Below are 13,934 nucleotides of genomic sequence, written 5' to 3'. Positions count from 1 at the left end.
CACAGTAAGGAATTAGTTCAAGAATGGATATGGTAATGGTGAACAAGGAGGAATATTCAGAATAGAAAATTTATATTAAGAATAGAGTTACTTGCTGGCATAAAAAACTAAATGATAAGTCCCAGGTGTGTTTGCTTAGTATTTTAAGGGGGTGATTAGCCTAAAACATACGTAATAATAGTTCAGGGCAAAACACATTTTTAGTTAAGGGGGATTTTTATGCCAAGTGGTAACACAAGTCAGAAAGTATCAGAACCACAGGTCGATTTAACTGTTAAACCAACGAATATTCGTTGGCGAGTATTTATCATGCTCCTTCTTCTTGTAACAATTAACTATGTTGATCGTGCTGTTCTATCAATTGCCATGCCGGAGATACAAAAGGATTTATCTTTAGATCCTGCCATTGTAGGTTTAATACTAAGTTCCTTTTTCTGGGGATATGCACTTATGCAGGTACCTTCAGGCTGGTTGGCGGATAAATATCGTCCAGATAAAATTGTATTTGGTGCTGCATTTGCCTGGGGTATTGTCCAAATGATGACAGGTTTCATAACTGGGGCAAAATCACTTATGTTTCTCCGTGTTTTGCTCGGAATTACAGAAGCTCCAGTAATGCCAGGATGTTCGAAGTTACAGTCGATTTGGTTGAGTTCAAAAGAAAGAGGTCGTGGGGCAACTATCATTGATAGCGGTGCACCACTAGGAACTGCAGTCGGAGGACCAATTATTATTGCCTTTATGGCATGGTTTGGAGGATGGCGTGGAGCCTTAATTGGAGCTGGTATCCTTACAATTGTTATCGCCTGGTTAGTATGGAGAGTCATCAAGGGTGGGCCTAATGGAAATCCAAATGTTAATGAGGCAGAACGTGAACATATCAGGCAAGCCCTCGAAGAGGAATACGAAGAGCATAAACGTAATGCTACAGGGATTAAAATCGGAGCAAAAGATTACTTAAAAGCACGGAATTTCTGGTGTATGTGTCTTGGTTGGTTTTCGTTTAACACTGTTTTTTACGGATTAATGACTTGGGGTCCATCTTATCTTGCTAAAACACAAAATTTGGATATTAAAGCAATCGGTGGATCGATTTTAATCATCTTTGGCTCTGGATTTGTTGGAGAAATTATTGGTGGATGGATTACAGATAAATGGCGTGATAAGGGTGGTAATTTTAACAGGGTTATGAGGACAATGTTGTCAATTGCTGGAATAATGACTGCACTTTCCATCTTCCTGCTAAGTAAATCTACTTCGGTAACAATGGCAATTACCACGCTCTCATTTGCATTATTCTTTCTTCGTTGGGGAGGTTTATATTGGAGTGTACCTGCTGCAATCTCTCAACGTGAGCATGTTGGTACAATTGGTGGATGTATGAACTTTGCAGGGAATATTGCAGGTGTTCTAACTCCGATCTATATTGGTGTTATTGTATCGTTAACGGATTCATATTTCTTAGCTCTTATGGTGTTTGTTGTAGCAGGTCTTCTTTTAGCAACAGTATCAAGCTTAATTAACTATAATAAGAAAATTGGAAGTGCAAATTAAATAAGTTATTAGGAGGATTTAAAAAATGAAAGAACCTAAAAAAATTGGAATGCTAACACCTTCATCAAATACTACACTAGAGCCGATCTGCTCCAAATTGTTATACAATGTTCCGGAAGTGACGTGCCACTATTCTCGTTTTGAGGTTACTAAAATTTCATTAGAACAGGATGCTTTAAGTCAATTTGATTTCGAGCCGATGCTAAAGGCAGCAGAATTATTAGCACATGCAGAAGTAGATGTTATAGCCTGGAATGGAACATCAGGTGGATGGCTTGGTTTCGAAGTGGACCAACAACTTTGCGAAGCGATAACAGAAAGAACAGGTATACCAGCTACGACTTCAATGTTATCTCAAGTAAAAGCGTTTAAAGAGCATAATATTAAATCTGTACACCTTGTTACTCCATATATTCCAGAAATCAACCAATTGATTGCGGAACAATACAAAAAGCATTGTAACGTGGAAACGATTAATATTCAAGGCCTTGGTCAAACAGTAAATCGTTCTTTTAGCCTAGTACCCCAAGATAGAATTGAAGAACAGATCAAAGCTGTATCCGTTTCACCTGCAGACGGATTAAGTGTGGTTTGTACTAACTTCCCTGCGGTAGATAAAGTAGAATACTATGAAGAAAAATATAATTTGCCAATGTATGACACCATCAATGTCCTCATGTGGGATTGTTTAAAAATGGTAGATTTAGATCCAAGTATTATTAAAGGCTGGGGAAAAGTATTTTCAAGAGTAAATCAAAATAGCTAATTTAGTAACCATTGATGAGCATTCAACCCGTGCAGGGGTTGCAATGCTCTGTTCATTTACATTAGTAAATAAACAACAGGTATCTGCATGGTGAATTAACGTCTTCTCTGACGACTCCATAACATTTTACGGACAGAAGATTGGCTGTCTCAACCCCTTATGTATGCTATTTTCAAAGTGCAGATGCCGTATTTATTATATCATGAATGGAAAACGTTTGAAACTTAATGTAAATATTTTCAAAATAAATAGATAAATAGACTTTGTTATAGGAATCAATAAATTGGGAGGTGGATAAAAATGATTTCTGTTACTTTTTATAAAGGTAATCGATTGGTTTTGGGAATTAAAACGGAAAAGGGGATTTTAGACGTTGAAGCTGCTTCTATGAAATTTCCTTCTATTAATAATGTTTCTCGATCAGTATATGATCTCATTACTGAAGGAGAAAATCTACAACAAAAAATTTCAAGGTTAATCTGCGCTTCTTTAAGGGAAGATTCTTTATTTTTAGAAGAAGCTTCCCTTGATTATGGTCCTTGTGTTCCTGAACCTCAAAATATTATTTGTATCGGATTGAACTATAAAAAACATGCTGAGGAGTGTAATATGCCTTTTCCAGCAGCCCCGATAATATTTAGTAAATTTAACAATACCATTAATGCTCACGAAAAAGAAATCATGCTGCCTAAACATTCATCACAAGTAGATTATGAAGCAGAATTAGCAATTATCATTGGAAAAAAAGCGAGAAATGTTAAAAAGGAAGATGCACTTTCAATCGTGTATGGGTACTGTAATGCGAATGATGTTTCTGCACGTGATTTACAATCTCAAAGCTCGCAGTGGCTCCTTGGGAAAACGAGTGATGGATTCTGTCCAATCGGGCCATACCTTGTAAGTAAGGAGGAGGTCGAGGATCCCAATGACTTAAATATCGTCTCATATGTAAATGGAGAAATTCGACAGAACTCTAATACATCCGATATGATTTTTAGTTGTGAAGAACTTATTAGTTATATTTCAGAACATATTACTCTCCAACCGGGTGACATTATTCTTACTGGTACGCCAGAAGGGGTTATTTTGGGCTTTCCTAAAGAAAAGAGAGTTTGGTTAAAAAATGGTGATGTAGTAAATGTTAAAATTGATAAACTTGGCAAATTATCAAACACATTTAAAACAGAAACCATAAGTCGAAAAACTAAGGCAAGAGGGTAGCTAATAGGGCCAATTGACGACCGTAAGTCGAAAAAGATTAGGAATCTATCCTAATCTTGAGGTGGGGCAAGTTATTTTTCTATGAGCCATTTCGTAACGATCTCTGATTTTTCTTCAGTTATTACCCGGCATTTTTTTTGTACCTTCATTGATTATTTTCAGTACTTCAGCCTCTGAATACTTACTTTTCATATTTGCTACAGACGGACCGACAGCCCCTTGTAATTTATCACCGTGACAAGCAGCACAACTCTATTTTGATTCTATCTTTTTAATCGCTCTTATTACGGTACCTAATTAATTTGTGAATATTGAAGAACCTTTTGACGGACATAGTCTAAATGTTTGTACATTTGGTTGAATGCCTCATGGGGATTATTCGCTGCAAGTGCTTCATAGATGCCTTGGTGATAAGCAACGGTTAAATCACGTTCTCTGTATTGGATGAGACTATCAATTTTTTCATGTGTCATAAGCAATGAATCAATCATCCCCTCGACAATCGGATTATTTGCAGTCATGGCTATAATCCGATGGAATTCTTTGTCTGCTTCACCGTAATTATTATCTGTACTGTTCTTGATGGTATCAATGGTTTCCTGCAGTTTGGCTAGTTCTTCATCGGTTATTTTTTCAGCTGCGATGGTCACAAGTCCAAGTTCAAGAGACATACGAGCTTCAATGATAACAGGTAAGTTATCAGTAGCCAGTGCTAACATGATCGAGAAGGGATACGTCCCGACTTTATTATTAAAAAACGTGCCTTCCCGAGTTTTCCGTGTAATAACACCAAGCGTTTCAAGTGAACTAAGCGCCTCGCGTAAAACCGGCCGGCTTACATCCAGTTCTTTCATCAGCTCCATTTCAGGAGGCAGTTTGTCACCCGACTTCATCTGCCCGCTTACGAGCAGCTGCACAATCTGGTCGACGACCTGTTTGGAAAGAGTATTCCGGTTTACCGATTGAACATCTAGTTTTTTTGATGAGAATTCCAAAGTATATAACACCTCTATTTAATTAGACTCCATTTATAGTCATATTGTAATACAATTATACTATCATACTCCTGTCTAAGAAAGACAGATTTAAAAAGAAAAGTGCGTTCCTCTATCGAGCAACGCACTTATTGAAAAGGAATTATCTAACCATGCAAGGCTTTTTTGGATCAAACTTCCAGTTAGGAACCAGGTATTGCATGGCAATAGCATCATTGCGGGAGCCAAGCCCTTTTTGTTTATAAAGCTGATACGCTTTCTCGATCCGTTCCATATCGATTTCAATTCCCAGACCCGGTTTGGCAGGGACATCCACCATTCCACCGACAATTTTGAAAGGCTCTTTTGTTAGACGCTGCCCGTCTTGCCAAATCCAGTGCGTATCAATCGCAGTGATTTTACCCGGCGCCGCAGCTGCAACATGGGTAAACATAGCTAGTGAAATGTCAAAGTGGTTATTGGAGTGTGACCCCCATGTCAGCCCCCATTCATGGCACATTTGTGCAACACGGACGGAGCCCTGCATCGTCCAAAAATGTGGATCTGCAAGAGGGATGTCTACTGACTGAAGCTGAATGGCATGCCCCATTTGCCGCCAGTCTGTCGCGATCATATTTGTTGCAGTCGGGAGTCCTGTTGCCCGTCTAAATTCTGTCATGATCTCGCGGCCTGAGAATCCATTTTCTGCACCGCAAGGATCTTCCGCATAAGCTAAAACATGGTGTTGATCCCGGCAAAGTCTAATCGCGTCCTTTAATAACCAGCCGCCATTTGGATCAAGGGTAATTCGAGCTTCCGGGAATCGCTCCGCCAGCGCCGTTACGGCCTCAATTTCTTCTTCCCCCCGCAGGACCCCGCCTTTTAATTTGAAATCATTAAATCCATAGCGTCTATGTGCGGCTTCCGCCAAACTAACAATCGCTTCCGGTGTTAACGCTTCTTCATGACGAAGGCGGAACCAGTCATCTTCCTCTTCCAAGGAGCTTATATAATTAAGATCCGTTTTATTTCGATCTCCTACATAAAATAAGTACCCTAACATTTCTACCTTATCGCGCTGCTGGCCCTCACCGAGAAGAGCAGCAACAGGAACATTTAGATATTGTCCGACTAAATCAAGAAGTGAAGCTTCTAATGCCGTAACAGCATGAATAGTTGTACGGAGGTCAAACGTTTGAAGTCCTCTTCCTGCAGTGTCTCGGTCCTCAAACTGTTTTCGAATCTTATTTAAAATATTTTTGTATGTACCAATAGATTGTCCAATAACGAATGGCTTCGTATCTTCGAGTGTCTGTCGGATTTTTTCGCCGCCTGGAACTTCTCCAACACCTGTATTTCCTGCATTATCTTTTAGAATTACAATGTTACGTGTAAAGTAAGGGGCATGGGCTCCACTCAAATTAAGAAGCATGCAATCATGTCCAGCAACTGGAATGACCATCATTTCTGAAATAATCGGTGTACTTGTTTTTTTATCGACTTGAATTAATTGTATATCCACATCTTTCACTCCTTCTATTCATCCTATTTGTGCCTTTCTTAACCTCTATCTTCGTTTTTTGCTTGATCCATACTTCTTACTTGGATAGATACAATCGGGATGATTCGTAATCTATCATCAGCTAAAAGAGACCGGTTACAAAATATGATTCTAGTTGAAAGAAGAGGCGGTATTCTATTTATTTTTCTCAAATGGTAAGACAAATAAAATTGTTTGTCAATCAATTCATTTTAAAAAGTTGATTTTTCAGAAAATAAACAATTGACCAATTTATTTATTTGTCTTACAATAAAACAATAAAATAAACAAACAAAAAGGGAGGAACAATGATGAATACAACGCGAAAGGCTCCTACAGGGATTTTAGGTTTTCCAATTGCCCCTTTAACAGAAAATAATAAACTTGATGAGAAGGGGCTAGCTTCCAATATTCAATTTTTATTAGATGAAGGACTTGAAGCCATTTTTATAGCCTGTGGAGCAGGAGAATATCAATCATTAAGTAAAGAGGAATTTGAAGCAATGGTAGAGGTAGCGGTATCCATTGCAGGCAGAAAGGTACCTGTGTACACAGGTGTTGGCGGCAATATTCAAACCTCCTTGGAGCTTGCTAAGATATCAGCTGATAAAGGGGCCGATGGTCATTTGATCCTGCCTCCATATCTAGTGTCAGGGGAGCAGGAAGGCTTAGCGGCTTATTTTAAAACGATTGCTGAAAGTACAGATTTAAATGCCATTGTATATCAGCGGGATCATGTTTCTTTATCTATTCCTGCCTTGGAAGCGCTGGCAGAAGTCCCTCAGGTAGTGGGTGTAAAAGATGGCTTAGGAAATATGGAGTTAAATACGATACTTACACAAACATTTGGAAAACGTTTTAGCTGGCTGAATGGAATGCCTTTAGCGGAAGTAACAATGCCGGCTTATCTTCCACTCGGTTTTGACTCTTACTCATCTGCGATTTCGAATTATATCCCACACATCTCAAGAAAATTTTATAATGCCCTATTGAGCGGGGAGCAGGAATTAGTACAAGATATATTCCAACATGTCATTTTGCCCATTAACGATATTCGCCGGCAGCGTAATGGATATGCCGTTTCTCTTATTAAAGCCGGTATGGAAATTATGGGAATGCCAGTTGGCCAAACAGTAAGACTGCCAATCCTTCCGGTTGAAAAAGAACATTATACTGAATTAGAATCCATTTTGAAAAAAGCAATGGATCGTTTTCCAAAAAATACACCAGTTCAATCCATATAAAAGGAGAGTTATAGATGACGACAACCGTTCAAACGAATACCTATCTTAATTATATTAACGGAGAATGGATGGCTTCTGCTTCAAATGAAGTAGAGAAAAGTATTAATCCAGCAGATCAGCAGGAAATTGTCGGATATGTACAAAGGTCAACGGAGGATGATTTGAACCGTGCAGTAAAAGCTGCAAAACAGGCGAAAGTGAAATGGCGCAAACTTTCAGGAGTGGAGCGCGGCGAGTATCTATATAAAGCGGCTGCTATTCTTGAAAAACGGATCAATGACATTGCCGAATGCGCAACAAGAGAAATGGGGAAAACATTTGCTGAAACAAAAGGGGAAACAGCACGCGGGATTGCCATCTTAAAGTACTATGCAGGGGAAGGCATGCGCAAAGTGGGAGATGTAATTCCATCCTCTGACAGCACCGCACTTATGTTTACGACACGTGTCCCGCTTGGTGTTGTGGGGGTGATCACACCATGGAACTTCCCTATTGCCATCCCGATTTGGAAAATGGCACCGGCTCTTGTATACGGTAATACCGTTGTCATAAAGCCTGCTACTGAAACCGCTATTACGTGTGCGAAGATTATCGAGTGCTTTGAAGAAGCAGGTTTCCCTGCCGGTGTTGTGAATATGGTTACAGGACCAGGGAAGACAATCGGCCAAGGAATTGCCGATCATGAAGATATTAACGGCATTACGTTTACCGGTTCAAACAGTGTTGGAAAGAGAATTGGACAGGCTGCATTACAGCGCGGGGCCAAATACCAGCTTGAAATGGGTGGGAAGAACCCAGTGATTGTTGCAGCGGATGCGGATCTTGACCTGGCAGTAGAAGCAGTCATTGCTGGTGCCTTCCGTTCCACTGGGCAAAAGTGCACAGCGACCAGCCGGGTGATCGTGGAGCAAGGGATTTATGAGGAATTCAAGGAAATACTTGTGAAGAAAACACAAGAAATTTCGATTGGGAATGGACTTGACAGCACGATATGGATGGGGCCAAGTGCAAGTGAAAGCCAGCTAAAAACCGTTCTATCTTACATAGAGAAAGGTCTAGAAGAAGGCGCTGTACTGCTTACCGGGGGAAAACGGGTTGTAAAGGGGGATTTGGCCAACGGCTTCTATGTAGAACCAACCATTTTTGATCACTGTACACAGGATATGGCCATTGTGCAGGAAGAAATCTTTGGACCTGTCATCGCACTGCTGAAGGCTGAATCAGTAGAAGAGGCCCTTCAGATTGCGAACAATGTGGAGTATGGTTTGAGCGCTTCTATTTTCACCACAAACATTCAGCATATTCTTTCATTCGTCAATGAGATGGAAGCAGGTTTAATTCGAGTAAATTCAGAAAGTGCAGGTGTTGAACTGCAGGCTCCATTCGGGGGCATGAAAAATTCCAGCTCTCATTCCCGTGAACAAGGAGAAGCAGCAAAAGAGTTCTTTACATCTATTAAAACAGTATTTGTAAAATAAGAAAACTTCTACTGTATGAATCTAACAAAGGGGAGGCCCGTGAAGTTGAAAACGACTGTAAAAGAGACACCTCTTTACATTAAGGTAGATAGAAAAGACAATGTAGCCATTGTCGTGAATACGGGGGGCTTAGATTCTGGGACTGTTTTCTCATGTGGACTTGCACTGATAGAGAGAATTCCACAGGGGCATAAAGTAGCCTTAACAGATATACAGGAAGATGAAGCGATTATCCGCTATGGGGAAGTGATTGGATATTCAGCTGCTTTCATTAAGAAAGGCAGCTGGGTTGAAGAGTCCTTAGTAAAACTGCCGGTATCTCCAAATTTAAAGGATTTACCTATAGCCAATCATGTGCCTGAAACTTTGCCAGCGCTTGAAGGTTTTACGTTTCAAGGATTTCGTAATAAGGATGGCAGTGCTGGAACCAAGAATATCTTAGGGATAACAACAAGTGTTCAATGTGTTGTTGGAGTACTTGATTTTGTCGTTAGAAAAATAAAAGCGGAGATTTTACCAAAGTATCCTAATGTTGATGATGTAGTGGCATTAAACCATAGTTATGGATGCGGGGTGGCGATTCATTCCCCAGAGGCTAAAATTCCCATTCGAACGATTACAAATTTAGCAAAACACCCAAATTTTGGGGGAGAAGCATTGGTCATTGGTCTGGGTTGCGAGAAGCTTTCTCCTATTCGAATTACACCAGACAGGAATGAAGCAGATATCCTCTCTCTTCAAGATCAGCAGGGTATGATGAGCATGGTCAAATCGATTATGGAGATGGCGGAAGAGAGATTAATAAGATTAAATAAAAGAAAACGGGAAACTTGTCCTGTTTCCGATCTAGTCATCGGCCTTCAATGTGGAGGGAGTGACGCATTTTCAGGTGTCACGGCGAATCCAGCCGTTGGCTTTGCAGCAGATTTATTGGTTCGGGCCGGGGCAACCGTACTATTTTCAGAGGTTACAGAAGTACGTGATGCGATTCACTTATTAACACCGAGGGCTGTCAATAAAGAAGTAGGTAATGCTTTAATTCGTGAAATGGAATGGTATGATCAGTATCTGCTTAGAGGGGAAGTAGACAGAAGTGCGAATCCCTCTCCAGGAAATAAAAAGGGCGGGTTAGCAAATGTAGTGGAAAAATCATTGGGTTCCATTGCAAAGTCAGGTAAAAGTCCCATTTCTGGCGTACTTGCACCTGGTGAAAAGGCGAAGGAAAAAGGGTTGATTTTTGCAGCCACGCCAGCCAGCGATTTTGTCTGTGGAACATTACAGTTGGCTTCCGGGATGCATCTTCAAGTTTTTACAACCGGAAGAGGGACGCCATATGGACTTGCAATGGCCCCAGTCGTGAAAGTGTCTACTCGTAACGCATTGGCAGAAAAGTGGGAGGATTTGATTGATATAAATGCTGGCAGTATTGCTACTGGAGAAAGAACAATAGAAGAAGTGGGATGGGAAATTTTCCACTTTATTTTGGAAGTGGCAAGCGGTCATAAGAAAACGTGGACAGAGCATTGGGGACTGTACAATGACTTAGCCTTGTTTAATCCAGCTCCCATTACGTAAATCGATAGATTTTTAAATGTAAAGGTATTATCGAAAAGATCTTTCTATTAGAAATATCTTTTCGGTAATCATGTAATAGAATGATAGCGCTGTCAATAAATCCTTTGAAGAAATGAATGAGTGAATAATCAATCTAGGAAGGATGTTAAGGAATGAAAAGACAAGGATCCCCATTGATCACAGATATGAAGGTTATTCCAGTTGCAGGATATGATAGTGCACTGCTTACACTAAGCGGCTGTCATGCACCTTTTTTTACTCGTAATATTGTGATTTTAGAAGATGAGACGGGGAATAAGGGAATCGGTGAGATTCATGGCGGCGAAGACATTACGAAAATGCTGGAAAGTTATCGTCCGTTTGTAGTGGGGCAAGAAATTGCTAATTATAGAGGTTGTCTTACGGCAATACGGTGCGGAGGCTTAAATGTAAAAGGTGACTCTGGTGAAGGATTACAAGGATTAAATTTAGCGAATTTGAAATATGTGGTTCAAGCAGAAGCAGCGGTTGAATGCGCGATGATGGACTTACTTGGTAAATTTGTTAACCAACCCATTGCGGCCTTGCTAGGCGATGGAGGTTTGCAGCGGACAGAAGTTCCTTTCTTGGGATATTTATTCTATATCGCTGATACAGAAAAAATGGATCTTCCCTACTTACGTGAAACACAATTTAAGGATGAATGGGATCATGTCAGACGAATGGAAACATTAACAGCTGAAGGAATTGTTTCTCAAGCAAAAGCAGCACAAAGTCGTTATGGATTTAAAAATTTCAAATTAAAAGGAGGGGTCCTGAGCGGCGGGGAAGAAATGGAAGCCATTCAAGCGTTACATGAAGAATTCCCTGATGCAAGAATCAATCTAGATCCAAACGGTGCTTGGTCTTTAGAAGAAGCCATTAGGCTTTGTAAAGGAAAACGAGATATTCTTGCCTATATTGAAGACCCATGCGGTCCTGAAGCTGGATTCTCCAGCCGTGAGATCATGGCTGAATTTAAGGATGCAACGGGTCTACCTGTAGCAACCAATATGATTGCTACAAATTGGCGCCAATTCCATCATGCAGCAGCACTTAGAGCAGTGGATATTGTGTTAGCTGACCCTCATTTCTGGACGTTAAATGGCAGCATTCGTATGGCATATGTATTGAAGGACTGGGGTTTAACATGGGGGTCCCACTCCAATAACCATTTTGATATTACATTAGCAGCTTTTACACAAGTAGCGGCTGCTGCACCAGAAAATATTGCACCTATCGATACACACTATATTTGGCAGGATGGCCAAGAATTATGCGATTATCCAATGCAAATAAGAGATGGAGTCATTAAACTGCCTGATCAACCAGGTTTGGGTGTGGAAATCAATATGGATAAAGTAATGAAAGCAAATGAATTATATCATCGATTACCTTATCACGATCGTGATGATTCCACTTCTATGCAATATCTCATTAAAGATTGGCAATATCATTCCAAGAAACCATGTATGGTGAGATAAAGAATGAAATGATTGACCAATTCTCATTCTATAAACCATCCTTTAAAGAGAAAAAATATTAAACTGAAACCATATTATTCTAAAAAATAAATGTAGATACATGCACTCAAAGAATAGGAGGAAAGCTTAATGAATAGTAGCAGTGCTCAACGGATTAGCCCTGAGGCTCAGAATCTTAAAAAAACTAAAGTCCGATATCAGATCCTTTCTATGTTATTTATCGTTACGATTATTAATTATATTGATCGTTCCGCTCTTGGAATCGCTGCTCCAGTCATGAGAGAGGATCTAGCTTTCGACGCGGTAAAAATGGGAATTGCCTTTTCAGCATTTAACTGGGCTTATACGATTTTTAACATCCCTGGAGGGTGGTTGCTGGATCGATTCGGAGCACGAAAAGTTTATGGTATTGCTATATTATTATGGTCCGCTTGTACTTTTTTCCAAGGATTTATTAGCACATTAGCAGGATTATTCATTTTAAGATTCTTAGTTGGAATAACGGAAGCTCCATCCTTTCCAGGAAATAGCAGATTAACGACCATGTGGTTTCCGCAGCATGAACGTGGAAGGGCAGTATCTATTTATAACTCCGCACAATTTTTTGGATTAGCTCTTTTTACACCGGTTATGACATTGATTTTACAAAATTTTGGCTGGGGTCATGTTTTCTATGTATCAGGAGGAGCAGGGATCCTTATGGCATTACTATGGTTTAAGTTTGTCCGTGAACCATATAACCATCCTCGTGTAAATCAAGCAGAAATTGATTATATTAATTCAGGCGGCGGATTAGCCAACAAAGAGGAAAAAAGAAAAATGAAATGGTCTGATGTTCGCCTTTTGTTGACAAATAGACAAATGGCTGGAATTTATATTGGCCAGTACGCGATGAATACCATTGTATGGTTTTTCTTAACCTGGTTCCCCACTTATCTTGTAGAAGAGAAAGGCTTGACACTTATTCAAACAGGTTTTGCAGCATCGGTACCTTATATAGGAGCATTTTTAGGAGGGATTGTTGGGGGAATTATTTCTGACACATTATTGAAAAAAGGAAAATCACTTTCTGTGGCACGTAAAACACCGATTATTACTGGATTTCTTCTGTCAAGCATCATCGTATTAGCTAACTTCACTTCAAATATTTCGTTCATTATCACTATTATGACCATTGCCTTTTTCGCAAAAGGGATGGCAGGTCTAACATGGTCCCTTGTCGGTGATTTGGCACCAAAAGAACTGGTAGGTTTAACCGGCGGTATTTTTAATACGATTGGGAATACGGCAGGGATTGTTACCCCAATTGTGATCGGATTAATCTTTGCTAAAACACATTCCTTCAGCGGTGCGATCATCTTTGTTGCTAGTGTAATGATGGTAGGAGCCCTATCCTACATATTCATAGTAAATAAACCAGAAAGAATCGAATTAGCAGAAAAAAATTAACAAATCTTTATTTAACTCAAGATTTATACTTTCTTATTAAAAATAGCCAACCATAGCTGGTTGGCTCAGATTGTCGAAAAAAGGCATTCGGAATGATTTCATTCCGAATGCCTTTTAAATTTCGGTGGTATTTTATACGAGATTTCCAATCCTATTTTAAAACAAAAAAGACTGTAGGCAAGCTCGATTTCATCGAGTTTGTCTACAGTCTGAGAGAATGCTAGGGTAGCATTCTCTCTAATAAGTAAAAAAATACTTGTAAGGAATCGATAAAAGTTTATACGCGAGTTTGGAAAGCATAAAGAAATAGTCATCATTATGATCGATAGGTTTAGAATGTTTAGAATCTGATAATAACCTATTATAATCGTTAAGAAGTTTGTCTAGTTCCTGGCTGCAACTGATGGTTTCTTCATTTTGGAGTCCTTTTGTCATTCCTAATTGAATCATCTCGTTTTTTTTCTCTTTAATGGCTACTTCACATTGATCTAGTCTCATTACCAATTACACCTCGTAAAATTTCAGTCAACTTAGATTCTAATAGAGTCGAAAAGAATTATAGCATGTATTTCTTGTTATGGAATAGATTCGATAAAACAGGATAAAAGGAGACAAGAATAGACGTTGCTTG

11 protein-coding genes and 1 pseudogene are annotated in these 13,934 nt (G+C 39.6%); 8 read left to right on the top strand and 4 right to left on the bottom strand.

What is annotated here, in order from left to right; all coding sequences use genetic code 11:
• The first annotated feature begins 219 nt into the window (after nucleotides 1-219).
• From ACJ004_RS16310 to ACJ004_RS16300, 3 genes are all read left to right on the top strand, one after another.
• The gene (locus tag ACJ004_RS16310) at nucleotides 220-1,554 is read left to right on the top strand and encodes an MFS transporter (protein ID WP_410894168.1); all 1,335 of its coding nucleotides are present in this window, start codon (nucleotides 220-222) and stop codon (nucleotides 1,552-1,554) included.
• Between the two features lie 25 nt (nucleotides 1,555-1,579).
• Complete coding sequence (locus tag ACJ004_RS16305) at nucleotides 1,580-2,320, top strand: maleate cis-trans isomerase family protein (protein WP_410894167.1); 741 nt, start codon at nucleotides 1,580-1,582, stop codon at nucleotides 2,318-2,320.
• 300 nt (nucleotides 2,321-2,620) lie between these two features.
• Nucleotides 2,621-3,541: a fumarylacetoacetate hydrolase family protein gene (locus ACJ004_RS16300; protein ID WP_410894166.1), complete on the top strand. Its 921-nt coding sequence runs from the start codon at nucleotides 2,621-2,623 to the stop codon at nucleotides 3,539-3,541.
• A gap of 114 nt (nucleotides 3,542-3,655) precedes the next feature.
• On the opposite strand, the pseudogene ACJ004_RS16295 reads toward ACJ004_RS16300, so the two are convergent.
• The 3 genes and pseudogenes from ACJ004_RS16295 to gudD all read right to left on the bottom strand — a co-directional run.
• A pseudogene (locus ACJ004_RS16295) lies at nucleotides 3,656-3,781 on the bottom strand (cytochrome c551); the annotation flags it as partial.
• Between the two features lie 53 nt (nucleotides 3,782-3,834).
• The gene (locus ACJ004_RS16290; RefSeq protein ID WP_410894164.1) at nucleotides 3,835-4,536 is read right to left on the bottom strand and encodes a FadR/GntR family transcriptional regulator; all 702 of its coding nucleotides are present in this window, start codon (nucleotides 4,534-4,536) and stop codon (nucleotides 3,835-3,837) included.
• A 142-nt stretch (nucleotides 4,537-4,678) separates the two neighbouring features.
• Nucleotides 4,679-6,037, bottom strand: a complete 1,359-nt coding sequence (gudD, locus tag ACJ004_RS16285; RefSeq protein ID WP_410894163.1) for a glucarate dehydratase — start codon at nucleotides 6,035-6,037, stop codon at nucleotides 4,679-4,681.
• 329 nt (nucleotides 6,038-6,366) lie between these two features.
• Here gudD and kdgD point away from each other — a divergent pair, with 329 nt between their 5' ends.
• From kdgD to ACJ004_RS16260, 5 genes are all read left to right on the top strand, one after another.
• Entirely contained in the window at nucleotides 6,367-7,299 is a 933-nt protein-coding gene (kdgD, locus tag ACJ004_RS16280; protein WP_410894161.1) for a 5-dehydro-4-deoxyglucarate dehydratase, read from the top strand.
• 14 nt (nucleotides 7,300-7,313) lie between these two features.
• Nucleotides 7,314-8,777 (top strand): alpha-ketoglutaric semialdehyde dehydrogenase GucD, encoded by a 1,464-nt coding sequence (gene gucD, locus ACJ004_RS16275; RefSeq protein ID WP_410894160.1) that lies wholly within the window; start codon nucleotides 7,314-7,316, stop codon nucleotides 8,775-8,777.
• Nucleotides 8,778-8,822: 45 nt separating this feature from the next.
• Nucleotides 8,823-10,352 carry a galactarate dehydratase gene (gene garD / locus ACJ004_RS16270; RefSeq protein ID WP_410894159.1) on the top strand — a complete coding sequence of 510 codons (1,530 nt, stop codon included), beginning with the start codon at nucleotides 8,823-8,825 and terminating at the stop codon, nucleotides 10,350-10,352.
• Between the two features lie 152 nt (nucleotides 10,353-10,504).
• Entirely contained in the window at nucleotides 10,505-11,854 is a 1,350-nt protein-coding gene (locus ACJ004_RS16265) for a glucarate dehydratase family protein (RefSeq protein WP_410894158.1), read from the top strand.
• A gap of 129 nt (nucleotides 11,855-11,983) precedes the next feature.
• Nucleotides 11,984-13,303 carry an MFS transporter gene (locus ACJ004_RS16260; RefSeq protein WP_410894157.1) on the top strand — a complete coding sequence of 440 codons (1,320 nt, stop codon included), beginning with the start codon at nucleotides 11,984-11,986 and terminating at the stop codon, nucleotides 13,301-13,303.
• A gap of 237 nt (nucleotides 13,304-13,540) precedes the next feature.
• Here the strand turns inward: ACJ004_RS16260 and ACJ004_RS16255 are convergent, their stop codons facing one another.
• Nucleotides 13,541-13,801: a Spo0E family sporulation regulatory protein-aspartic acid phosphatase gene (locus tag ACJ004_RS16255; RefSeq protein WP_410894156.1), complete on the bottom strand. Its 261-nt coding sequence runs from the start codon at nucleotides 13,799-13,801 to the stop codon at nucleotides 13,541-13,543.
• Nucleotides 13,802-13,934: the final 133 nt, after the last annotated feature.

Origin of the sequence: Neobacillus sp. 204 (genome assembly GCF_046562815.1) — a bacterium.
Lineage (GTDB): Bacteria > Bacillota > Bacilli > Bacillales > Cytobacillaceae > Neobacillus.
The sequence above is the reverse complement of the archived record's forward strand: the minus strand, read 5'-3'. Positions and strand labels throughout refer to the sequence as shown.

Bases quoted from the DNA above. Each gene is read 5' to 3' on its own strand.
- gucD (WP_410894160.1), top strand. From the start codon at position 7,314: ATGACGACAACCGTTCAAACGAATACCTATCTTAATTATATTAACGGA.
- ACJ004_RS16260 (WP_410894157.1), top strand. From the start codon at position 11,984: ATGAATAGTAGCAGTGCTCAACGGATTAGCCCTGAGGCTCAGAATCTT.
- ACJ004_RS16300 (WP_410894166.1), top strand. From the start codon at position 2,621: ATGATTTCTGTTACTTTTTATAAAGGTAATCGATTGGTTTTGGGAATT.
- kdgD (WP_410894161.1), top strand. From the start codon at position 6,367: ATGAATACAACGCGAAAGGCTCCTACAGGGATTTTAGGTTTTCCAATT.
- ACJ004_RS16305 (WP_410894167.1), top strand. From the start codon at position 1,580: ATGAAAGAACCTAAAAAAATTGGAATGCTAACACCTTCATCAAATACT.
- ACJ004_RS16255 (WP_410894156.1), bottom strand. From the start codon at position 13,801: ATGAGACTAGATCAATGTGAAGTAGCCATTAAAGAGAAAAAAAACGAG.
- ACJ004_RS16265 (WP_410894158.1), top strand. From the start codon at position 10,505: ATGAAAAGACAAGGATCCCCATTGATCACAGATATGAAGGTTATTCCA.
- ACJ004_RS16310 (WP_410894168.1), top strand. From the start codon at position 220: ATGCCAAGTGGTAACACAAGTCAGAAAGTATCAGAACCACAGGTCGAT.